Genomic DNA, 21,509 nt, shown 5'->3' with positions numbered 1-21,509 from the left:
AAGGAGAGACAGTAATGTCTGTATTTGTTTTAGATAGAAGCGGTAGGCCGCTGATGCCCTGCACCGAAAAGCGAGCCAGATTGCTGTTGGAGCGTGGACGTGCCCGCGTGCATCGCTTGATACCATTCGTCATCCGTTTGGTAGATCGCCAAACCGAGGACTGCGATTTTCAGCCGTTACGGATCAAAATCAATCCCGGTAGTAAAACTACTGGCATGGCTTTGGTGCGCGAACAAGGCGATACCGTAGTGGTGCTGAACTTGATGGAACTGGTACACCGTAGCCACAAGATCAGCGAAACCTTAACCAGCCGTAGCCAAATGCGCCGTCGTCGTCGCAGTGCTAATTTGCGCCATCGTGCCCCGCGCTTTCTAAATCGCCGTAATAAAAAACCCGGTTGGTTGGCCCCTAGTTTGCAACACCGGGTCAATAGTACGCAGGCGTGGGTCAAGAAATTGCGCCGCTATGCACCTGTGGCCGCTATATCTACTCAGTTGGTGCGCTTCGATACCCAAAAACTGCAAAATCCAGAAATCTCTGGAATCGAATACCAACAAGGCACTTTGGCGGGCTACGAGGCACGCGAGTATCTGCTAGAAAAATGGAACCGCACCTGTGCCTACTGCGGGGCTAAAAATGTGCCATTGCAGGTGGAGCATATCCACCCAAAATCAAAGGGTGGCAGCAATCGAATCAGCAATTTGTGCTTGGCCTGTGGCCCATGTAACCAAAAAAAGAACGCGCAGGATGTGCGTGATTTTGTCAAAGACCCCGCCAAACTAGCACGCATTCTGGCGCAAGCCAAAGCCCCACTCAAAGATGCCGCTGCTGTCAACAGCACCCGCTGGGCCTTAACTCAAGCACTGCAAGCGACAGGATTAACGGTAGAAACCGGCACGGGTGGCTTGACTAAATTCAATCGCACACGCCTCGAAATTCCGAAAACCCATGCGCTAGATGCGGTATGCGTCGGCGAAATAGGAATGGTACAGGATTGGAACCGCCCCACCTTGCAAATTCGATGCACTGGGCGCGGTAGTTACCAACGCACCCGCCTGACTGCACAGGGATTCCCTCGGGGTTATCTGATGCGGCAAAAACAAGTTCACGGTTTCCAAACCGGGGATATGGTCAAGGCGGTAGTGCCCTGTGGAAAAAAAGCAGGAACACACTGGGGACGGGTAGCTGTACGAGCCAGCGGCAGCTTCAATATCCAGACACCAGAAGGCGCGGTACAAGGCATATCCCATCGCTACTGCAAACTGGTGCAGCGAAACGATGGCTACGGTTATTCGCAGGTGGCAAAAATGGACGTGACAGGTACACCACCAAAGCAAGGAACGCTGCGCGTTCCGCGCTCTACCTCCCCGGCATGAATGCCGAGGTTTCACGCGCAGACTGATGAATAATAACGAACTTTCGGATTCAACTGAAAATCAATCGTCGGAAGGGCCAGTAAATTGCACCGCCTCAGAACTCTCCACTTATTTGCAGGCGCTGGCGGAGGGATATTTGCCGACCTCCTGCTCGGACACCAGCCAGTCTGTGCCGTCGAAATCAATGAGTATTGCCAGCAGGTCTTATCAGCGCGGCAGGCGGATGGTATTCTTCCGTGGTTTCCCATCTTTGCAGATGTCACAAAATTCGATGGGCGACCGTGGAATGGAATCGCAGACATTGTGTGCGGGGGATTCCCCTGCCAAGACATTTCCAGCGGCGGAAATTCCAGCGGTGGAAAAGGGGCTGGGCTGGACGGGGAAAGAAGTGGACTTTGGAAAGAAATGGCGCGGATTATCTCTGAAGTTCAACCCCGCTACGTCTTGGTGGAAAACTCACCATTGCTTGTTTCAAGAGGACTTGCCACAGTCCTCGCTGACCTTGCCGCAATGGGGTTTGATGCTAGGTGGGGAGTTGTGGGAGCCAGCGATGTCGGTGCGCCCCACGAGCGCAAACGGATTTGGATTGTTGGATACAACACCAACAAAAGTGATGCCAGTGGAGCGAGAATTGCCCCCAGAAAGAATCATTGTCCAAGCCAACGGAAAGCCACGCAAAATCAGCAAAAAGGGCAAGTCTGGCAGCATGAACTGGGCGCAGTCGATGTTGCACAAAGGTTTGATTCCTACGCCGGAGCTATGCGAGTATTACATGGGATGGCCGATAGGCACCACCGGCTTGAGGCCATTGGAAACGGGCAAGTTCCAAGAGTGGTTGCAGAGGCATGGCGGCGCATGACCAACCCCTGACTGGCAGCTACCGGCCAAATTTGGCCGGTCATAAAAAAACCCGCCACGAAGGCGGGTTTGGTTTTGGAGGGTTTGCTTTTCAGGCCATAGCCACAGCAGGTTGACTTTGACGCTCAAGGATGACAAAAAACTCGCGCCTTCCTTCAACCCAGAGATCATCAAAATCCACGCCTTCGACTGGAGGCATCAGCAGATCGACTGTCAAACCGGCCTTCTCGGCCCGCTCTTTCAGCATCAAAGCGTAATGCAGACCCGGACGAAGCCCAGACTTTGGATTTGGATGGTCATTATCCGCAGCAATCACTAAATGCTTTGTATCTTTGGGCCAAATAAATTGACCAAGATTATAGCAATTCAATGCCGCAAACGCAGGATATTGATTTTCCGTAGCTGCCACCCAAGCAAAGGCGTTTTCAATGCCTTCCGCAACCACCACAGTGCTGGATTTGCAGCGATTTACTTTGAGCGCTTCACCGGCGATTTTATTCACCGTAGCGGTCATCATCTTCTTAGTTTGCTTAGGCGACACTGGCGCTTTTTTCCCAATCGCTTTGGAGGACAGGTAGGTTCTGTGGATCGATACCGCCTTGCCCGGATTACCCCAGTTGACCACATATCCAAGCATGGCAGGAAATCGAGATATAGCACCCGTATCATCATCTTTGTGAAACAACGAAGGGTGAAATCTTAAAAACCTTGAAATCCATTCCAATTTTAATCCGGGTATCCTGGCTTGCAGATAAGTCTGTGCCAAACTGCCTTGCAGATTTTTACTGCCACGGGACACCGAAATCAAAGAGTTTCTTGCCTTCTCGATTTCTGCCGGTGTTTTTTCTGTCTCGGTAATGATCGGAGTTTTTCTTGTATAGGAATTTGCAGGTGCCCCGTAAAGATGATCTCGAATCATCCGCACAGCATCCGCTTCCGATATGCCATGCACCAGTGCGAGCAATTTCACGCCATCACCTGCACCACAGTTGCAAACCCAATCACCCCTTCCTTTTTTGTTGTCAAATCTAAAACGTGAGTGGCCTTCCTGCTCTATTGGGCAGGGGCCACGCTTTTTAGGGTTAGCGATTAGATTAGCATCAATACCCAATTGGGGCAAAAGATGAAGCCAATCCAGCTTTCCGAAATCTATTTTCGGATATGCTTCTTTTTTCATAGTTTCCTTTCCCCTAAAGAGGGTGTTGTAATACTTACAACGCTTATCTATGAATTCCAGAAAAATCCATAGACAAGCCCTGTTGGGCCTGTCTCCTTATTAAAAAATTAATCTAAAAAGTAGCCTCTAAAACGGAATATCATCATCACCGAAGCCAGTATCAAAGTCGTTGTTATAACCACCCTGACTTTGGCTGGGTGCAGATGCTGCTGGTGCGGAAGCTGCGCGAGCCGCAGGGGCTGAAGCAGGTTTGCCTCCACCACCTTCTTCTTTACTGCCAAGCATTTGAATCACGTCACCACGAATTTCCGTGGTGTAGCGCTCAACGCCATTTTTATCAGTCCATTTTTTAGTCCGAAGACCACCTTCGACATAGACCAAGGAGCCTTTGCGAAGATACTGCGAAGCAATCTCGGCCAAACGCCCGCTGAACACCACGCGATGCCATTCGGTGTGTTCTTTGGCTTCGCCAGTTTGCTTGTCTTTCCATTTTTCGGTGGTGGCTACACTGATACTTGCTACCTGTCCCCCTTCAGGGAAGGTTCGCACCTCGGGGTCACGACCGATACGGCCTAATACAATCACTTTATTCACAGAAGCCATAGTAAATTTCCTTTCAGTTAAATGATTTTGCACCAGCGACAAGGGTTACTTGTCACTGAATGCTTGCTAGTTTTTAGATGATTTCAACCGTGTAGCTATTACGCACGCCAGTTTTTTCCACCCCACCTAATTCCTTAGAAAAAGTTTCTACCCCTTTCTTCAGAATTACCGTATCCCCAACCGAGAATTTCCCAGCCAAGAACAGTTTTTCGAGTTCAACGCCACTGTATTGAACTTCTGACCCATCCGCCGTTTTCAAAATAACCGTAAAGGTGGTGTAGGCACCACGACCCTGCGGCTTGATAACGGCCTTATCAGCAAAAATAACTTTTCCTCTGGTGATTTTCACCACACCCAGATCGTCATTCACTTGCTGGTTTTTGCTATTGATTTTCCATTTCTGGGGGGCTGTTACGCTAGATGAAAAATCAGCTTTAGAGGCTAAATTTTCTTCTTCCGCACTAGCCTCACCAATAGCAGTACCATCGAACTCTCGATTGGTAAACGCAATTGCGCCTGCCATTGAGAAATCCAGTTTTGCTTCCTTCGCCATCTCGGGTGTGTAGTCCCGGAGGGAAGACCGCTCAAAAGATTGCTCAGTGGTAGTTTCCCAGCTGTATTTATCCCGTGGTTTTTTGATGATACGCTCGACTCGATTTTTGTAGAGGCGAAGGTACACATAGCAATCACCAACTTGAACCATCTTGGTCAAGGTGGAAATTTCAAAATCATGATCAACCGTGCAAGCAACTGCCTCACCGTCTTTCGCATCTTTTGAAATTTTTTCTTTCAGCTCGCTAATGGTTTTTTCTTCTACAATCACCGTGGTTTTTTCGGAAGAAAATTGAGCCATAACTTCGGAAAAGAATCCTTTGGTAATAAGTTTTGCAACCGAGATTGCGTGTTGTAAGCGATCCATACTTTGTCCTCAAAAGAGAGTTAATAAAACCGCTTCCTCAATGCAGACGTAATCTGCACTCAGGAGGCAGCTTTTGCCGCCTCTTTTTTTATTCCTCAGAATATTCTGATTTTTCCGTAGCTTTTTTCTTACCTTGGATGAAACCAATCGCAAGTCCAATAAAAAATACTGGTAAGCCAAGAATTAGAATTGCCAAGAAAGCACCCAATACTTCCCCGAAGCTCTTTTTAGGAGCTACTTGAACATTGATGTGGCCTTGCTTTTCAAACTTGCTGTTCATTTTGTTTTCCTAAAAATTTAATTTAATTTGACATAGCGTGACAGTTTGCGTGAAATTTCTTCCGCGCATTCTGGCATTCTGGTTGTTAAAACTTGGCACATGACGCGAATCTCGTCACAAAACTCTTTGCTAATCATGCAGCGGATATTTTCCGCATCGGCATTAGATGCTTCGCAAGCCCTATCAAAAGACAAAGCTGCTGGCATTCCTAAATCGTAAATCCATAGAAAGTCTTCCCATGCGACCTTGCGAACGGGATTGATTTTTTCTGTAGATTTTTGATTTTTTAATTTTTGAAGGTTTGCGCCTACCTGTGCGATAAGCTCTCCTTCAAAAAAGATGTTCTCAACCAAGTTGTCGATTTCATCCTCAGAAAGGACTGGCCTTTCTTCCTCGACTTCTGTTCCAAAAAGGTCTTGCATTGCGTCCCTTCCGTATTAACGGCAAAAAAAGACGACCTTTCCCTGTACCACTTTTTTAATGGCACCGGGAAAGGCATTGCTGCCTTTCTTTTTATTTAGAGTTTTGAAACGTCAATCACCGCATCACACAGATTCAAAAGTTCAGGAGTTTGAGTAATGATATATTCTCTCGAATAGCCACCACGCTCCACTACTGCCCTTTGCATTTCCATGTATTGCCGCTTGCGCTCCGGGTCTAATGCACCATCACTCTCGTCAGAGAACAATGTTTCGTACCTTGCATCTGCTGCTTGAGCAATATACAAAGCAATTCCACGCACCAAGCATTCGTTGATCCAAACTTTCTCACCACCGGACATATCATCTAGCAGCTTGATTTCACCCCGATGTGTGTCTTCGATCTGGATCAAAAACGCTTCTTTCATGATGCCTGTCGCTGTTTGAGCTTGCGTTACCAGAGTGATCTGGAAGCGCCCGCCGTAGCAGTCTTGCAGCAGTGTGTTGGTGATACCGGCAATTGCTGGGCCTGCATCATCGATCTGCATCGCCACAATGCCATCAGTGCCAAGTGCTTTGGTTAGCAAAACCCATTTCGAGATTTCTGCGCTGATCTGATTGACCCGCTCCTGAGCTTGCGCCAGTTGCAAATCAATGTCCTGCGCCCGACTCATTTTGGTTTGCGTATCCAGTATGGCCTTGCTCAAGCCTTGTATCTGCGCCGCAATGGATTGCTCCAAGCCGTTAGCGTCATCAAGTGCCTGCTGTGCGGTCTGTGCATCGTTGCTGTTACTGATTGCAGGCAAACTTGCTTTCGCAGCTTGCAAGCGCGCAACTTCACGCTGGCACTCTTGGAACAGTTCTTCGCGTTCTGTGCTTTGACGTTGCTCCAGCTGGCTCAACTGTGCATGGACTTGGGTTTGGGCTTGTTGGGCACCATCCAATTCACTTTGCGCCTGTTGGGCTTGCTGTCGCAATAGTGGTAGCTGCTCCACTGCGGCATCGACAAACGGCTGGCGTGCCAATGCGTTGTTGCAGGTGCTGATAGCAGACTCAATTTCCACCAAGGCTTGCCTGGCTTGTTTGATCTGGCCTTCGGCCTCTACCATTGCGACGATTTCCTGCTCTCGACTGACCGCTTGGGAGCGGGTATTTTTGAACAGTACGCGCACACCATTGAGTTTGACCTCGATGACAGGTATTTCTTGGGCCGCATGATTGGATTCAGCAAGTAACTTGCAGCGCCCAGCCATCTCCGTGCCTTGGCATGGAACTTCACCAAGGAGCGAAGCAGTTGCTTTGGCTTTGTTCAACACATCAGCGATATGGCGACCGTCAGTTTCAGCTTTGGCCAGCGATTGCTTCAGACCCATCAGTTCCTCGCGGATGCTGTTGAGCTTGAGTACCGCAGGTTCATTCTGCTCAATGATGGCTACCTGTGCAGTGCGCTTGACCTGAAACTGAACCAGTTTTTCGCGTTCGGCATTCAGTGTGGGCGCTTGCCCCGCCAGTGTGCTTTGGGTGTCAATCTGCTTACGCAAATCGCTTACCCGCTGGCGGGCAACATTGACCGCCGAAGCGGTTTGCTGCACTTGGCTATTGAGCATCGCCTTTTCTTGCGAATGCTTTTGAGCCAATCCCTGCTTTTTGCTTTGAGCTACCTCAGTCGCGCTATCGAGCTGCTGCTGGACTTGCTGATGCTGTACCAAGATGCCTTCCTGCTGCGCTACTTGCTGCCTGACCACCGATAGGTGTTCAAGTGCTTTGTCGCGCTGCTTGCTGGCCTTGTCCTGCTGATCGTGCAGATGCTCTAGCTGGGCCTGCTGCTGCTGGTATTGCTGCTGTAGCTGCTCCAGATTGGGGCGATCTCGCAACAACCGAGCTATCACGTCTTGTGTAGCATTCAGGTGCGGCTTGAGTTCTTTGGTCACGGCATTGGCCTTGACACCCAGCGCCACGGTCTGTTCCATCCCCAGCATCTGCCCCAGCAAGGCTTTCACCTCACCAGCGGTCATGCGCCCAATCGGCTGCTTTCCCTGTGCAGAAAACTGCGCTGTGAAAAACACTTCCGGCTTGCCCAAGATAGCTTCCACGCATTGGTCATAGTTGTCGGTCTTTCCATCGCTGGTCAGTCCGGTGGCTGGGTCACTCCACGGCTTGGCTTGACCATCCGCATCGACTACAAACAGGAAGCAATCTTGCTTGAAAGTCTTGGCTGTCTGCCGAAAAGAAAGCACGCTTTTGTAGCAAATGTCATCATGCGACCACTCAAATTCTTTCCCAGAATCGCCCATGACGACCTGATCTTTATATGAGAAGGCGGACGGCACAGCTTTGGACGAACGCGACGGCATGACACGGAAGGGATGCATGTTGTCAATGATGGTGGACTTGCCAGCACCATTGGGGCCAGCCAGCGCAACGATCTTGGCTTCCGGGTTGATACCTGTGAAGTCGATTTCAACTTCAGATTTACCACGCCCAGATGCAATGCCCTTGAAGCCGCTTAATTTCAGTTTGATAGGTTTCATGAAAACTCCTTTCCCCATAGAGGGTGTTAAAAAGGAGTAGCCGACAGGCTTTCATGTGCCACATTATTAAATGTGAAACCACAGGGAAGCCCGCCGAAGCGGGTTTCGTTATTGAGGATTAGAAAAGTTCTGCCATCAGGTCTTCACTTGTTTCTGAATTTTCATTAGAAACAGGTTCGGATTTTTGAGGGTTGTTTTCTTTTTCCAATTGATCCAATACTGTTTTTGCAATAGCAACAGGATCGCTGTTAAGCAAAATGCTCAAGCGCTGCTGTAGCTCATACGCATTTGGAGTATTGGTAGCGGCGCACCACAGTTCCATCTTTTCTTCCAAGCTGGCAGTAGAGATGCCTGGTGCCCGTTGGCGCTGCACAATCAAGGTTTTACCCTCAATCTGCACGTCCTTGACACCGGCTTCTTCCAAGACAGCGCGGATGGCAGCGCGATCTACCTTCTGCCGACTTTCCTCATCGACCTCATAGCGCAGGCGCACATCGGCACCCTTGAGGCCCGCTGATAGCTCACGCAATTTTTCAAGGTCAGGCACACCCTCGAACACCAAGTCCACCGTGCGGCGGGCGGGTGTTGGGCATTTTTCGATTTCAGCGCCTTCGGCATCCAGCGACCAGAGTAGCCAGTGCTTTTCCCCAAGCTCACCGTGGTGGAAGCGCCCAATGGAACCCGGATAGGCCACCACTTGACGATGGCCATTGCCAGTATCCACCCAGTCCTGTTGTTTGTGGATATGCCCAAGGGCAACACCAGATGCTTGAGAGGCAAACAATGAACCCAGATCAAGTTCATGATCTGTTCCAGACATGGGGACACCATGCTCAGAGACGCTGTTGAACACCGTGCCGTGACTCAGCACCATTGAGGGGATGCCTTTAGCGCGCAGTTGGCAATTAAGTTGCGACCACGATTGCAGCAGTTCACTGATTAAGAATCGGGCTTGCGTATGCACAGCCGTCCCGCTATCCATACTCTCTGACAGAGCAGCTAGGGCCGCTTTGTTGAGTGTAGGCAATGTATGGAACACAATTTTGTAGCGTTCTCCGGGCTGCATTTGTTCAATTACCGTCCCGTCAGCAGACAGGCCAAAGCAATCAATTCCATCAGCTACTGTGATAGGGTATTTTGACCCCACCATTGCCAGCGTTCGCAAAAAGCCAGGAGGCTCATGGCTGAATGTGCCCTGCAATAACAAAACCGGACAGTTGCTTGCCAACCGTTGAACCTGCCGTGCCAAAGCGCGCACGACGGGCTGGTGGGCTTCTAAAGCGTGGTCAGTGCTATCGCCAGTAATAATGGCGCAGTCAACACCTTCAAGAATTGCCTGCGTTACCGCAGCTTCAAAACACCGATCTGCTTCCTTTAGGTTTTTAGGCCCATAGTGCAAATCTGAAAAATGTGCAACTTTAATCATAATTCCTTTCCTTCCCAATGATTGGGTGTTAATGAAAGGTATTACGCATAAAAACCAATGCGAAATATCTTTCGCGGAATCTGAGGATTCGCAAATTCTTGATTTTCCGTAGATCACGGCTTGAATTGGCATCATGCCACCACTTTTCCGCATTCATGACATCGAATGTTGAGCAAATTTGCACATCTTTCATGCAGGGCGAGATCGAATTACGGAAAACAATGTTTCGGTGCATACACCTCCAATACAAACACTCTCCATCGACGACTGCTTGCTCAACGCCGACAGCGATGACGGTGACAGCGACTTGGTTGCCCTCAAAAATGACCACCGCATCAAAGCCTTGCGCGCAAGGCAGCGTGCATACGTTGACACTACGTTTGAAGCCTCCCCAGTTGCGCGGGTGATACGCCGCGACTGGAACATCCTCAGCGTCAAGCTCTACATCAACGCTTTGTCGCCCTCCTACAGGGAGCGAATAGAAGCGGACATGACCGAGATGGCCAAGCAGGTGCATGAGACTGCTGAGGATGTGCGTGCGATGCCGTTCGGGCACTTGGAGCGCTCTTGGCTGCGCCCGCGCAGGATGAATCTCGAAGTGGTACACGCGATCACCGCCATGTGGTGGCGCTCCATGCTAACGCTGGACGAGATTTATGCCACCCTCATTTGTGCAGAAAAGACAGGACTTATATCTGCCCGCAAGCGCCAAGCCATTATGTTGCCGTGCCACCTGTCTTATCTGGCATTCAAATGCACCGCCATGAAAATTCAGCTCAAGACGAGTGACGAATTGCTCACAGCAGAGAATTTATAGAACACCCCCTTTAGCGCACCGAAATCAGTAAATTAGTGGAGAAAAAATGGCAGTCAAAAAATCCGTTTTCGATGGCAACAACTTGCTACCCGAACAAGTTTTCCAAACACCAACCCAAAAATGGGCTAGTAATGAATTTTTAATTCAGTTTAAACCCGGCATCAGTGCTTCATTCCAAAATTTCTTACTCAAATCAGCAGGTGTTTCGGCTGTCGAATCTCTCAACAAAATCGGTAACGGGCCTTTGTTGGCGAAAGTTGGCAGCAACATCGCACTCGATGCAATTATCAAGGTGCTGGAGAAAAATCCTAGCATCGAATTTTTAGAAAAGAATTGGGTGGTTAGCAGCCAAGCCGTTAGCAACGAGCCGTATTACAGCAACAACAATCTCTGGGGTTTATATGGCGATAAAACCTCCCCTGCCAATCAATTTGGCAGCCAAGCAGGTGAAGCGTGGCAAAAAACCACTGGCAGTCTGAAAACGGTAGTTGGTGTTATCGATTCTGGGATTGATTACACCCACCCAGACCTTTATCAAAACATCTGGATCAATCAAAAAGAAATCAGCAGCAATTTACGCAATTCACTCGTTGATTTTGACGGCGATGGCATTATTAGCTTCCGCGATTTGAACAGCAGCCAAAACGCCAATTTCGTCAAGGACACCAACGGCAATCGCATCATCGACGGCAAAGATTTGCTGCAAGATACGCGCTGGGCCGATGGCCTCGACCAAGATGGAAACGGCTACAAAGACGACCTGATCGGCTGGGACTTTATCAACAGCGACAACGACCCGTTCGACGACAACGATCACGGCACCCATGTAGCGGGCACGATTGCGGCAGTGGGTGGAAATGGCGTGGGGGTGGCAGGTGTTGCTTGGAATACGAGCTTGATGCCACTGAAGTTTTTGGATGCGAATGGCGATGGCACTACAGCTGGCGCGACTGCGGCACTAGATTACTACACCAAGGCGAGCCAAGCGGCAGGTACTGGGCAGAACTTTGTCGCAACCAATAATTCTTGGGGTGGTGGCGGTGCGTCGCAAAGTCTCACAGATGCGATTGTGCGAAGCGGATCAGCAGGCAACCTGTTTATTGCAGCGGCAGGCAACGCAGGCAAGAACAACGACGAGTCTGCAAACTATCCATCCAACTACACTACGCAATCGAAACTTGGTTTCGAGACAGTGATTGCAGTGGCCGCCCTCAACAATCTTGGCAACCTAGCATCCTTCTCGAACTTTGGTGCCAATTCGGTGGACTTGGCCGCCCCTGGTGATTACGTCTTGTCCACCATTGCAGGTGGGCAATATGCCTACATGAGCGGCACGTCGATGGCCACGCCCCATGTGGCAGGTGCTGTGGCCTTGTTTGCTTCGGCAAATCCAGACGCATCGGCAGCTCAAATTCAGGAATTTTTGATGCAATCCGTGCAGCCGACTTTCACGGTCAGCAACATCACAGCGACTGGGGGCCGCCTCGATGCTGAGGCATTCTTGGCGAAAGGCGCGACAGCGAATCCAACGCCTACGCCTACCCCGACTCCTGAACCTACACCAACACCCACCCCCGAGCCAACGCCTGAACCTGCGCCAACTCCCGAGCCTACGCCTACGCCTGCACCCAACTTGGTGCTGTACGGGACGATCTACAGCGACACCATCACCGGCGGAGCAGGTGGCGATACCTTGAGCGGCATTCCTAAATCAGGCAAAAATCTCGGCAAAGGCACTATCGACAAGTTGATCGGTGGCGCAGGTAACGACCTCTTTATTTTGGGCGATGCGCGTGGGCGTTTCTACGATAACGGCAACTCGAAAAATGCTGGCCTGACCGACTACGCGAAAATTCTCGACTTTGCGACAGGCGACAAAATTCAGTTGGCGAAAGGTGCGTACCTCCTAAAAGCAGCAACCATCGATGGCGACTCTGGCATCGGCATCTACCACGACAGCAACAACAACCGGGTTTTTAACACCAGCGACGAGTTGATCGGGTTCGTAGTCGGTGTGCAATCTATGGCTGCTACGGACTTCATCCTGATCTAACAGGCGTTAGCGTTCTGCAAACGACCGGGCAATTTGCCCTGTAGTCGAAAGCGATAGCCGTCACCAACGGCTAAATTTTGAAACCCTCCATTTTTAATTGGAAATTTATGAACCGACTGACTAAAACATACGAAACAGCCGATTGCACAACTTTGGATGATTACCTTAGTTGCATGATGGCCACTATTGAAGATGGCTTACTGCAAAGCGGTTTTGTTCCGGGCAAAGATTATCAGCGAAAAGATTTGTTGGATGCAGCATTGCCGATGGCAACTAAGGCATTCAATGAAGGGAAATTAACTTTCACCGTAGGCTGGCCTTCACCTTCAGCCTGAATCGGGTAAAATTCAGCCCCCTAGTGGAAAGCGTGGCCAGCCAACTTTGGCTGGTTTTTTTGTGCCCACATTGAATTCAGTCATCATTCACAACAATTATCTATTACTTGAATTTTCTATAAGCCACATAAAATATAAGCAAGCGAAGCAGAAATCTTCGTTCAATTCACCAACCAACCTAGAGAAAGAAATCAGATGCCTCAAAAATCACCCGAAAACCAAAACGCAAAACAAGTACCCGATTACAAAATCACTCAACCGGAAATGGACTTTGATGACCAGACACCCGAGGCCGAAAAAGAAAATCCCTGTCCAGATTGCGGTGTAAAGAAAGGGGAGCGGCACCTGAATGGATGCGATATAGAGCGTTGCCCCAAATGCGGGCATCAACTCATAACTTGCGATTGCGAGGTGCAGCATTCGGAGCGCTTGCCGTGGTCTGGGGCATGGTAAAAAAATAAGCAGCGGGCAAAGGCATGAAAGAGCGAGTGGACTTGGGGGCATGGCGCGAGCAGCCGCAAGCCCCCTTTCTAGCTCAAGGCGCGACCGGCCAAATTTGGCCGGTATTTTTTTGACTTCCATGCAGCGCTTGTTAGCCTGAACACAGATTTCAAGGAAAAAAATATGGAAAAGAAAACCCTTTTTTTCACGATGGTGATGCACCCATCGGAGGGCTGGATGCGGGTGGGTCGCCCGTACTCGTCCCGCAAAATCGCTTCCGAATGGCTCCCATTCGTTCGTGGTGCATGGCGCGGGTTAAAAGCGAAAATTTCCCAATGCACGGTGCGCCTCAAGGACGGCAAAGTTTGCGAGAAATCTCGGCGCTTGCTGGATGCCAAATACAACATTGAGGCATAACGATGCCAGGGTGTGCAAAGGCATAAAGAATAATGATTAAGTTTCTAACCGGAATAGCATTTGGACTTTTACTGTCCTCCTTATTTGCACCATCTAGTTTCATCAAAAACTCTAATCGCAAAACAGAAAATTGCCAGACAACAGGCTTCCTTACGGGCAAAAAATGGCAATGCACGCCAGAAAAAAAAGCCGAACTTGCGCGAAAGCAAGACAGGAAATAAAACAGCAATCTCAAAATTTCGAGGAATAAAATGATCCGATTTGAAGGCCATAAAGCATCCGACGGCACCGAAATTGTGCTTCGCCTGTTTACGACACGAAAGGCGGCAAGTATTGCTGGTGGCCCCAAATGTGCGGTCATTGGCATTGGCCCCGGATTTGCCTATCTTGGAGAAGGCGGTGCGTATTTTGATGAAGATGGCGAAATCCCAGATTGGTGGGCGCTGGACGAGTCTTTGCGGACGTTTGATGGAGAACCGGATGCTACGCACTTTCGGCAAGGCGATTGGTGGGCTTCGCCAAGAGGAACGCGATACCTTGTGAGCGAAGATGTACGGCATGTCCAATCCGAAAAGCAGGTTGCATTGCGCCCAGTAGGCAAAGGCTCAAAAAAATGGGTGGTGTGGGATGCCATTAAGACGGGCTGGACTCGTGAGGCATGGGGAGGACAACCGTAGCACTACCGGCCAAATTTGGCCGGTCTTTTTCGCAGACAGAATTGCATCCTGGCCGTCACATCATCACAGAAATGGCCTGCTAGTAGCAATTTATCCATTATTTGATTTTCGTAAAAACTGGGTACTATATAAAGTAATAGCTCTTAGATATGGCACTACAGCTTCCGCAAGGTGCTAATCTCTTTTGAAGGTGCAAAAGAAAGGATAAAGAATGGCAGCAAAAAAAACTCGTATATGCCCTTCGTACAAGGGCGGATGACAAAGATAGCTGGAGCGAACCAGAACTATTTAGCAGCCGAAAAGAGCGCGATAAAGCAAGTGCCTTTTGCCGCTGCATTGGTGGTTTTCGCACGCATTCGTTTGAAGAACGAATTCCAAAGGAAAAGGCTGCCTAAATATTTGGCGCTAACGCTACCAGCTAACCGGCGCTGGCAAGCGTTCAGTTCAGCGAATGCTAGGGCTGGATTTTTTGAAAGGGAAAAGACAATGGACGAAAAATGTTGTGGGACATGCAAGCACTGGACGACCGAATGGCAAAATGATGATGAGAATAGCGATGTTGGACAATGCACCCGATTTCCACCATTGATAGTGGCGGTTGTTTCGCCGACGTGGACTCAGCACGAAATTGAAAGAGTAACAAAATTTCCAGTTATCTCATACGTTCGGCTGTGCGGAGAATGGGTGATCTCTGACACCTAAAATCACCGGCAGCCATTTAGCTGTCCGCGTGCATTAAATAGTTAGGACTGAAAAACGAAAGGAAAGATGATGGATGCAACACAAGAGGCCGTGATTGCTTGGCTGGCGAACGGCGAAACAGGACTAAGCAGCGAAACAATGGCGTTTTGGCTGGCGTTTGGAGTGCGGAAGAATGATGAAAGTTACCCGCATGACCCAGACGACATGGATAGGTGTTTGAAGCTGCTACACCACGCGCCTGGATTGCGCGAGCGCCTGCCAAAGATGGCCGAGATGAGCAAGATATGGGCTGCACTGGTCGCTCGATGGGACGAAATCGAAGCCCTGCAAATGTACGAAATTGGACTTGGCTGGACGAAAGCGCAAAGCGCACCGAAGACCTACGCATTGATGCGAGAAGTCATTAATGGAGCGCGCAAGGAAGCAGCCTAACGCCCAACCTAAGTGCTTGAAATACAAGCAGTTTTTTGATGTTTTGGTACAGTTCATGCCCAAGGTAGTCCTAACCTAGCAATGCACGCTGACGGCTTTCAGCTGCCGGTGATTCAGGCGGTAGCTCGGAGTGTTTTCTGATGCCTCGGTTGCATCTTCTAAAGCAAGAATCGCAAAAAGCGACCGGCCAAATTTGGCCGGTTTTTTTGTAAATTCAAGGTGCAGTACGCAGCCGCGCAGTAAGGCTACAAATACTCAAAAATCCGAAGAACTTATTTTCAGGGGCTTAGTAAAGCCTGCCCTTCTGGAATTCCCAAATAGGTTTTTCGTTCTTACCTGGATCAGCTCTAGCGACAAGAGCCAAATTACCATCATCACTCATAATCAACCTCCACCCCTGCTTTTCAATTCCTCCACGATAGGTATCTGTTGACCAAAGATGCTTATTCTGTGAGTTATACAGAGCAAGATTTCCATCTTGCTGCATTGTGAGAATAGCGCCTTTTTTATCTTCACTACCCACTGTCATAGTGCATTTGATAAATTGATTACCATATTTGGCACTTGGATCTAATTTATACAAGCAGAAATTTCCATCTTTCTGCAAAACAGCAGCATACTGATTATTTGGCGACCTTAGTCCTTGACCCTGCCGCAAAGATTTACCATTTTCCAGCACATTACTCACAATCTGAAAACTGTTCATGTGCTCTTGGGCATTGACATTCGCCATACCAACAAGGCCCACAGCAGCAGCTATCAGCATAGTCCGACTAATTTTTTTCACACTCATTACTATTGCTCTCCATATATATAAAGGTAATGAATTTTACCTAAAATAATCGTTTAGCTTAATCACTGATCATTGATGATTAAAAATGAACGATCCTTGCGGACTCTATATGCTTAATTTATTCAGGTCAATGATTTTTTGGCAATTGTTGTGATTTTTTTGTCGTTAGAGCACTTCGAGCGTACAAGTCATGCCGAGCTATAGGAGATGCCGCGCAAGTTGTGCGTACTCTCCATGAGGATCGTGTACTGATTCAGCACCAACAAAAAGGGAAGCCGTAGGTCGATGGCCTACCATGTAGCAAGCAAAGATCGGCCAAATTTGGCAGGTTTTGTAGCGCAGGAAGCCACGACTATTGCCCGATCTGTCGGTGCAGACAGGCTCAAAAAGCCGCGCAGAGCAGTTTTTACCGTGGTCTTGGGTCACACAGCACGAGGCTGCACCTGTGCCCACTCGGGGGCTACCAAATAGTGTAGATCATCATAAAGGCAGCAAAAGTCATTGAGCTGATTGCAGCAAGAAAAAGTACGTCAATGACATTAATCAGCATCAACCTTGTTCGGTCTGACTTACTACGCAGCGCCCAAAAAATTAAATATGTGCAGAGCAAAAATCCAGCGGCGCACAAAGCAAAAATATCATCGATAATAGTTATGGCTTGGTCATTCTTGCTAATCGAATTCATGACTGCGACGACAGTTATACAAAGACCCGCTAGAGTCGATGATGCTGATATAAGGCTGAGAAGCTCAGTGCGATCCCACTCTTTCTTATTCATTTATTAATCTTTCTTTTTACAACTGGCAAGCGGTAACTAAAGGCCATCTGCTTGTATTCCACATTGACAGCAAAGCCACATACTAGCTTACCCAAAGCCAGCAGCATAGCCGGAAAAATGAACCTGCACCAGCGCCAAGACGAAACCAAAAGTACCTGGCGCAAAACCAAAGAAAAAGCCTACTTTGGCAAACTGGCGACAACAAAAACCAGATTTTTAACGGGCGTGGAATAAGCACCACCGTGGGCAAGTGCTAACGAACCAAAGTAACCGGCGGCTGTAAGCCGTCCGCGTTGACTGCCGGGTTAGAAGCCCACACGACAGCCACCCAAAGCCAGCAGCATAGCTGGAAAAATGAACCTGCACCAGCGCCAAGACGAAACCAAAAGTACCCAGCGCAAAACCAAAGTCAAAACCTACTTTGGAAACACTGGTGCAAACAAAACTGGATTTTTAACGGACGTGGAATAAGCACCACCGTGGGCAAGTGCTAACGAACTAAAGTAACCGGCGGCTGCAAGCCGTCCACGTTGACTGCCGCGTTAGAACCCAAGCCCACACAACAGCCACCCAAAGCCAACAGCATAGCCGGAAAAACGAACCTGCACCAGCGCCAATAGGACACCGGAAAAGCCAAGCCACAAAACCAAAGGTAAAACCTACTTTGGAAACACTGGCGACAATAAAAACCGGATTTTTAAAATGTGTGAAATAAGCGCAACCGAGGGCAAGTGCTAACGAACCAAAGTAACCGGCGGCTGCAAGCCGTCCGCGTTGACTGCCGGGTTAGAACCCAAGCCCACACAGTAGCCACCCAAAGCCAGCAGCATAGCCGGAAATCCGAACCTGCACCAGCGCCAAGACGAAACCAAAAGTACCCGGCACAAAACCAAAGGCAAAACTACTTTGGAAAAGCTGGCAACAACAAAAACCGGATTTTTTACGTGCGTGGAATAAGCGCCACCGTGGGCAAGTGCTAACGAACTAAGGTAAGCGGCAGCTGGAAGCTGTCCGCTTGAGCGAATAGTTAGAACCTTGGAGCCAGAACGGTGCCAAGAACAATAGCGACCGAACAAAGGATTAGCCACACAACTGCCAGCGGCCATTCAAAGAGTTGTCCCATTGGCAAGGGACTAATGGCGAAGGCAAACATACAAAGCAAGAGGGACAAGTTGCCAACAACCGCTCCGCGCCAAGTAACAAATGCAGCAACCGGCAAAAGGAATGCTACTAGGAAAATGGCTGGCGTGAAGGGGGCAGCCCCAAGCAACGCTACAGCTAATGAGAGTGTGGCAATTACCCAGCCGAGGATATGTACGGCACGATTACTCATGTGTCACCTAACGTGTAGCTAAGGGGCGCGCCGAAGGCGCGTCCCAGCGACCAAAGGGAGCGAACTTGAGCGTAGGGTTAGAGCTTTGCATACTCAATTTGCTGGCCTGGTTGGATATAGCCATACACACGAAACCCATCTGAGATTTCTTCTGTTGGTACATGGACTCTGTCGAGCATAGAGAGCACGCTATGCCTTTGTTCATTTGATTCGGTACGAATTTCAACCCATTCGGTAAGTTCGTACCCTCCTTCTCGAAAGTGGTAGTACCACTCACGATCCCACGGGGTGACGAATCCGTTTTCCCAGCACTTTGTGCGCCACGCGGGTGCTGGTTCAAGTTCATACATAGCCAAGCGCAATTCATCCCACTTCGTGTTGTTCATCACAGGAATAAGGTGGGGCGGAGTTTTCATGATTGGCTCTAACGAACGAAAGTAAGCCGCCTGCCGAAGGCAGGTCGGCTTGACTGCCCGGTTAGCCACAACAGCCAAAACGGGAAGCCCCAAATTGACGACGGGCGCAAACCACAAAAAAGCAGTGCGCCACGGAGGCGGCACAATGCTTGCAAAAAAGCTGAAAACTGGCGCAGCACCAAAAGGCGAAGCCCGGCGAGAAACCCAAAACCCAACGAATAAACGCTTGAAAAGGTAAATGCCGGTGAATAAAGCATGGGGCTGAATAATGCAGGTTTTTCGCAGGCTAACGGGCGAGGTAAGCCGACCGCAGAATGCGGGTCGGCTTGACCGAAATGTTAGAGCCAGAAGCCAAAACCGATAACTTGGATTTGACGACGGGCGCGAACTGCGAAAAAGCACAGCGCCACCGAGGCGGCACAGCACTGACAAAATATTAAGGCCATGAATAAATATAGGCTGCCTTTAGCTCTGAAAGCCATAATTGCTCTCTGGCGATTTTGGTCTTAGGATCAGGAATGAATTTTAGTCGTTCAAGTGCCTCGTATAGACCTGGGCCTGGGGCATTATTGTGAATAGCAATAACAACTGATGTTCTGAATGGGCGATTTGCGTTTGCATCTTGTTGATCGAGTACTTCAAATATTTGGCTTAACGGATGTGCGGCCCATGCTCCATTAAAATTAGGAAGCCCAAATTTAGCGGAAATTTCACCATAAGTTACCGTTTTGTATGGGCGAGACTTTAGCTTGCTCTCAAGATAACTGCCAACCAAATTAGGGTTTACTGACATATTTCATCTCCAGTATTTTTAATAATGCCTAACGAACCAAAGTAACCGGCGGCTGAAAGCCGTCCGCGTTGACTGCCGCGTTAGAACCAAAGCCCAAACGACAGCCACCGAAAACCAGCAACATAGCCGGAAAAACTAGTACCTAATTTAGTACTGCATCCTTTAACTTGCTGATCTGCTCTTTAGTGAGATCAATTAAGCATGTCTGCTGCGCCACATCTGGGCCTTCTGCAGATGCAGAATCAAATTTAAATCGACACCAATTATCTCGATAGGATAACCATGAATTCTGTGCATTTAGAAGAGATTTTTTAAGCTCATTTGTAGTTATCTCTGTATTCCAAAGATTTTCTCGCAATGAAGTACTTTGGCGAACTCGTTTATACTCAAAATTAAGCTGCTTATCTTGGCGCAAAAACTCCGCCTCCAGACAAGTTGCTAACTGCGATTTTTTTGCGGCTCCATAATCTATACTATCTACACATTTATCTAAATTATCTATTTTTAACTGAGGAAACAATGAAGCTGTACTAGCAACTCCAGCCCTTGCATTTGACACAGGATCCGCTGCTTGAGAAGCTCCACTCGCAGAAATTATTATTCCAATGACACAAACAGTACTAAATATTTTTTTGCTATTATCTTTTTTCATTTATTTCCTTCATATTTAATCATCATTTAATTTAACTAAAATTATATAACAAAACAAGTGGCGGCTAGTGACCATCCGCTTGAGCGAAGCATTAAAACTCAAGCCCACAGACCGGCCACCCAAAGCCAGCAGCATAGCCGGAAAAACGAACCTGCACCAGCGCCAATACGAAACCAAAAGTACCCAGCGCAAAACCAAAGCTAAAACCCACTTTGGAAACACTGGTGCAAACAAAACTGGATTTTTAACGGACGTGGAATGAGCACGACCGTGGGCAAGTGCTAACGAACCAAAGTAACCGGCGGCTGTAAGCCGTCCGCGTTGACTGCCGCGTTAGAACCCAAGCCCACACAGCAGCCACCCAAAGCCAGCAGCATAGCCGGAACAACGAACCAACACCAGCGCCAATAAGACACAGGAAAGAACTAGCCCAAAAACCCAAGGCAAAACTTGCTTTGGAAAACTGGCGACAACAAAAACCGGATTTTTAACAGGCGTGGAATAAGCACGACCGTGGGCAAGTGCTAACGAACCAAAGTAACCGGCGGCGAAGCCGTCCGCGTTGACTGCTGGGTTAGGAGTTTATACCTTTCTTTCTTTTTAGTTCGGTTATAAATACGCCAATTTCTGGCTCAAATTTCTGGATATATTCATCTTTCAACCCACGAGAACTGCTTGGATGAGGCAAAGAGACAACTTGGCAATTTTCAAATTCCTGAAATCCTATTTTGAATTGCCTACCAGAAAATGGTTTTTGAATTTTAATTGGTGGTTTTTCTGAGCAGCCAAGTATCTTTTCAAATTGATCTTTAACCAAAGGATCTTGCAATATATTAATTATTTCCGATCCCATAAAAAGAATTAATGATGGCTGAAAATATTCAATATGGGAAATAAAATTTTTAATTTGATTTTGATTAATTAGTTTTTTGTAATAGCTCTCTTGAATTTTATAGCCTTGCGTGTTGCACCAATTTGTTTGCAGGATAAGCTTTTCAAAATCACCACCAAGGCCTTCTCTGGACAGCGGATGGTTCCAAAGTTCAAACCATTTGACAATTCTCTTATCGTACCTCCAAGTCAATGCTCTTTTCCCATGCGCAGGAGATTTATTAGAAAAAGTTGTTATTGCATTCTTATCAAAAAACACATCTTCTCCAGACTCAAATAGTTTTTGATCTGCTTCGCTAAACCCCCACTCGTAGCCACAGACCATCAAGCCTTTCTTGTCATTCATACCTGGAAAAATACTGTTTCCTATATTGAGTTCCACGATCCCTC

24 protein-coding genes and 1 pseudogene are annotated in these 21,509 nt (G+C 48.4%); 8 read left to right on the top strand and 17 right to left on the bottom strand.

The features are described from left to right. Positions 1–14: 14 nt before the first annotated feature. On the top strand, positions 15–1,376 hold the full coding sequence (iscB, locus tag PHX60_RS06945; RefSeq protein WP_300076172.1) for an RNA-guided endonuclease IscB: 1,362 nt from the start codon (positions 15–17) through the stop codon (positions 1,374–1,376). Between the two features lie 84 nt (positions 1,377–1,460). Continuing rightward, entirely contained in the window at positions 1,461–2,246 is a 786-nt protein-coding gene (locus PHX60_RS06940) for a DNA cytosine methyltransferase (RefSeq protein WP_366144344.1), read from the top strand. Between the two features lie 79 nt (positions 2,247–2,325). Here the strand turns inward: PHX60_RS06940 and PHX60_RS06935 are convergent, their stop codons facing one another. From PHX60_RS06935 to PHX60_RS06905, 7 genes are all read right to left on the bottom strand, one after another. Continuing rightward, complete coding sequence (locus PHX60_RS06935) at positions 2,326–3,411, bottom strand: toprim domain-containing protein (protein WP_300076169.1); 1,086 nt, start codon at positions 3,409–3,411, stop codon at positions 2,326–2,328. A 126-nt stretch (positions 3,412–3,537) separates the two neighbouring features. Further along, positions 3,538–4,014 (bottom strand): single-stranded DNA-binding protein, encoded by a 477-nt coding sequence (gene ssb, locus PHX60_RS06930; RefSeq protein WP_300076167.1) that lies wholly within the window; start codon positions 4,012–4,014, stop codon positions 3,538–3,540. 73 nt (positions 4,015–4,087) lie between these two features. Further along, positions 4,088–4,933 (bottom strand): hypothetical protein, encoded by an 846-nt coding sequence (locus tag PHX60_RS06925; protein ID WP_300076165.1) that lies wholly within the window; start codon positions 4,931–4,933, stop codon positions 4,088–4,090. Positions 4,934–5,021: 88 nt separating this feature from the next. Then, complete coding sequence (locus tag PHX60_RS06920) at positions 5,022–5,213, bottom strand: hypothetical protein (protein ID WP_300076163.1); 192 nt, start codon at positions 5,211–5,213, stop codon at positions 5,022–5,024. Between the two features lie 17 nt (positions 5,214–5,230). Next, positions 5,231–5,635, bottom strand: a complete 405-nt coding sequence (locus PHX60_RS06915; protein ID WP_300076161.1) for a hypothetical protein — start codon at positions 5,633–5,635, stop codon at positions 5,231–5,233. Between the two features lie 95 nt (positions 5,636–5,730). After that, positions 5,731–8,163 carry an AAA family ATPase gene (locus tag PHX60_RS06910; protein ID WP_300076159.1) on the bottom strand — a complete coding sequence of 811 codons (2,433 nt, stop codon included), beginning with the start codon at positions 8,161–8,163 and terminating at the stop codon, positions 5,731–5,733. 118 nt (positions 8,164–8,281) lie between these two features. Then, positions 8,282–9,724: a metallophosphoesterase gene (locus tag PHX60_RS06905; RefSeq protein ID WP_300076157.1), complete on the bottom strand. Its 1,443-nt coding sequence runs from the start codon at positions 9,722–9,724 to the stop codon at positions 8,282–8,284. A 43-nt stretch (positions 9,725–9,767) separates the two neighbouring features. Between PHX60_RS06905 and PHX60_RS06900 the strand changes: the two genes are divergently transcribed. From PHX60_RS06900 to PHX60_RS06885, 4 genes are all read left to right on the top strand, one after another. Next, a complete protein-coding gene (locus PHX60_RS06900) occupies positions 9,768–10,406 on the top strand; it encodes a hypothetical protein (RefSeq protein WP_300076155.1) in 639 nt (212 codons plus the stop codon). A 46-nt stretch (positions 10,407–10,452) separates the two neighbouring features. Further along, on the top strand, positions 10,453–12,459 hold the full coding sequence (locus PHX60_RS06895; RefSeq protein WP_300076153.1) for a S8 family peptidase: 2,007 nt from the start codon (positions 10,453–10,455) through the stop codon (positions 12,457–12,459). A 107-nt stretch (positions 12,460–12,566) separates the two neighbouring features. Next, positions 12,567–12,794, top strand: a complete 228-nt coding sequence (locus PHX60_RS06890; protein WP_300076151.1) for a hypothetical protein — start codon at positions 12,567–12,569, stop codon at positions 12,792–12,794. A gap of 624 nt (positions 12,795–13,418) precedes the next feature. Next, entirely contained in the window at positions 13,419–13,652 is a 234-nt protein-coding gene (locus PHX60_RS06885) for a hypothetical protein (protein WP_300076149.1), read from the top strand. 80 nt (positions 13,653–13,732) lie between these two features. Here PHX60_RS06885 and PHX60_RS06880 read toward each other — a convergent pair whose 3' ends face one another. Then, on the bottom strand, positions 13,733–14,212 hold the full coding sequence (locus PHX60_RS06880) for a hypothetical protein (RefSeq protein ID WP_300076147.1): 480 nt from the start codon (positions 14,210–14,212) through the stop codon (positions 13,733–13,735). A gap of 288 nt (positions 14,213–14,500) precedes the next feature. Between PHX60_RS06880 and PHX60_RS06875 the strand changes: the two genes are divergently transcribed. Next, positions 14,501–15,031 (top strand): hypothetical protein, encoded by a 531-nt coding sequence (locus PHX60_RS06875; RefSeq protein WP_300076145.1) that lies wholly within the window; start codon positions 14,501–14,503, stop codon positions 15,029–15,031. A gap of 69 nt (positions 15,032–15,100) precedes the next feature. Then, the gene (locus tag PHX60_RS06870; protein WP_300076143.1) at positions 15,101–15,463 is read left to right on the top strand and encodes a hypothetical protein; all 363 of its coding nucleotides are present in this window, start codon (positions 15,101–15,103) and stop codon (positions 15,461–15,463) included. Positions 15,464–15,749: 286 nt separating this feature from the next. Here the strand turns inward: PHX60_RS06870 and PHX60_RS06865 are convergent, their stop codons facing one another. The 9 genes and pseudogenes from PHX60_RS06865 to PHX60_RS06830 form a co-directional block, all read right to left on the bottom strand. Further along, positions 15,750–16,256: a hypothetical protein gene (locus PHX60_RS06865; RefSeq protein ID WP_300076141.1), complete on the bottom strand. Its 507-nt coding sequence runs from the start codon at positions 16,254–16,256 to the stop codon at positions 15,750–15,752. Positions 16,257–16,716: 460 nt separating this feature from the next. After that, positions 16,717–17,034, bottom strand: a complete 318-nt coding sequence (locus PHX60_RS06860) for a hypothetical protein (protein WP_300076139.1) — start codon at positions 17,032–17,034, stop codon at positions 16,717–16,719. Between the two features lie 1,027 nt (positions 17,035–18,061). Next, the gene (locus PHX60_RS06855) at positions 18,062–18,367 is read right to left on the bottom strand and encodes a hypothetical protein (RefSeq protein WP_300076137.1); all 306 of its coding nucleotides are present in this window, start codon (positions 18,365–18,367) and stop codon (positions 18,062–18,064) included. Between the two features lie 77 nt (positions 18,368–18,444). After that, the gene (locus PHX60_RS06850) at positions 18,445–18,783 is read right to left on the bottom strand and encodes a DUF6678 family protein (RefSeq protein WP_300076135.1); all 339 of its coding nucleotides are present in this window, start codon (positions 18,781–18,783) and stop codon (positions 18,445–18,447) included. 75 nt (positions 18,784–18,858) lie between these two features. Next, positions 18,859–18,927: pseudogene (locus tag PHX60_RS16000) on the bottom strand (DUF1010 domain-containing protein); the annotation flags it as partial. 142 nt (positions 18,928–19,069) lie between these two features. Beyond that, a complete protein-coding gene (locus PHX60_RS06845; RefSeq protein WP_300076134.1) occupies positions 19,070–19,204 on the bottom strand; it encodes a DUF1010 domain-containing protein in 135 nt (44 codons plus the stop codon). Between the two features lie 15 nt (positions 19,205–19,219). After that, a complete protein-coding gene (locus PHX60_RS06840; protein WP_300076133.1) occupies positions 19,220–19,576 on the bottom strand; it encodes a hypothetical protein in 357 nt (118 codons plus the stop codon). 142 nt (positions 19,577–19,718) lie between these two features. Further along, complete coding sequence (locus PHX60_RS06835) at positions 19,719–20,228, bottom strand: lysozyme inhibitor LprI family protein (RefSeq protein ID WP_300076131.1); 510 nt, start codon at positions 20,226–20,228, stop codon at positions 19,719–19,721. 574 nt (positions 20,229–20,802) lie between these two features. Next, the gene (locus PHX60_RS06830) at positions 20,803–21,501 is read right to left on the bottom strand and encodes a hypothetical protein (RefSeq protein ID WP_300076129.1); all 699 of its coding nucleotides are present in this window, start codon (positions 21,499–21,501) and stop codon (positions 20,803–20,805) included. Between the last annotated feature and the right edge of the window lie 8 nt (positions 21,502–21,509).

It is taken from the genome of Giesbergeria sp., from assembly GCF_028686475.1.
Classification (GTDB): domain Bacteria; phylum Pseudomonadota; class Gammaproteobacteria; order Burkholderiales; family Burkholderiaceae_C; genus Simplicispira.
This window is presented reverse-complemented; position numbering and strand designations above follow the sequence as displayed.

Coding starts and splice junctions, on each gene's coding strand:
- PHX60_RS06925 (WP_300076165.1), bottom strand. CDS start 4,933: ATGGATCGCTTACAACACGCAATCTCGGTTGCAAAACTTATTACCAAA.
- ssb (WP_300076167.1), bottom strand. CDS start 4,014: ATGGCTTCTGTGAATAAAGTGATTGTATTAGGCCGTATCGGTCGTGAC.
- PHX60_RS06870 (WP_300076143.1), top strand. CDS start 15,101: ATGGATGCAACACAAGAGGCCGTGATTGCTTGGCTGGCGAACGGCGAA.
- PHX60_RS06850 (WP_300076135.1), bottom strand. CDS start 18,783: ATGAAAACTCCGCCCCACCTTATTCCTGTGATGAACAACACGAAGTGG.
- PHX60_RS06860 (WP_300076139.1), bottom strand. CDS start 17,034: ATGAATAAGAAAGAGTGGGATCGCACTGAGCTTCTCAGCCTTATATCA.
- PHX60_RS06920 (WP_300076163.1), bottom strand. CDS start 5,213: ATGAACAGCAAGTTTGAAAAGCAAGGCCACATCAATGTTCAAGTAGCT.
- PHX60_RS06840 (WP_300076133.1), bottom strand. CDS start 19,576: ATGTCAGTAAACCCTAATTTGGTTGGCAGTTATCTTGAGAGCAAGCTA.
- PHX60_RS06915 (WP_300076161.1), bottom strand. CDS start 5,635: ATGCAAGACCTTTTTGGAACAGAAGTCGAGGAAGAAAGGCCAGTCCTT.
- PHX60_RS06835 (WP_300076131.1), bottom strand. CDS start 20,228: ATGAAAAAAGATAATAGCAAAAAAATATTTAGTACTGTTTGTGTCATT.
- PHX60_RS06880 (WP_300076147.1), bottom strand. CDS start 14,212: ATGCCGTACATCTTCGCTCACAAGGTATCGCGTTCCTCTTGGCGAAGC.
- iscB (WP_300076172.1), top strand. CDS start 15: ATGTCTGTATTTGTTTTAGATAGAAGCGGTAGGCCGCTGATGCCCTGC.
- PHX60_RS06910 (WP_300076159.1), bottom strand. CDS start 8,163: ATGAAACCTATCAAACTGAAATTAAGCGGCTTCAAGGGCATTGCATCT.
- PHX60_RS06895 (WP_300076153.1), top strand. CDS start 10,453: ATGGCAGTCAAAAAATCCGTTTTCGATGGCAACAACTTGCTACCCGAA.
- PHX60_RS06865 (WP_300076141.1), bottom strand. CDS start 16,256: ATGAGTGTGAAAAAAATTAGTCGGACTATGCTGATAGCTGCTGCTGTG.
- PHX60_RS06905 (WP_300076157.1), bottom strand. CDS start 9,724: ATGATGCCAATTCAAGCCGTGATCTACGGAAAATCAAGAATTTGCGAA.
- PHX60_RS06890 (WP_300076151.1), top strand. CDS start 12,567: ATGAACCGACTGACTAAAACATACGAAACAGCCGATTGCACAACTTTG.
- PHX60_RS06855 (WP_300076137.1), bottom strand. CDS start 18,367: ATGAGTAATCGTGCCGTACATATCCTCGGCTGGGTAATTGCCACACTC.
- PHX60_RS06885 (WP_300076149.1), top strand. CDS start 13,419: ATGGAAAAGAAAACCCTTTTTTTCACGATGGTGATGCACCCATCGGAG.
- PHX60_RS06935 (WP_300076169.1), bottom strand. CDS start 3,411: ATGAAAAAAGAAGCATATCCGAAAATAGATTTCGGAAAGCTGGATTGG.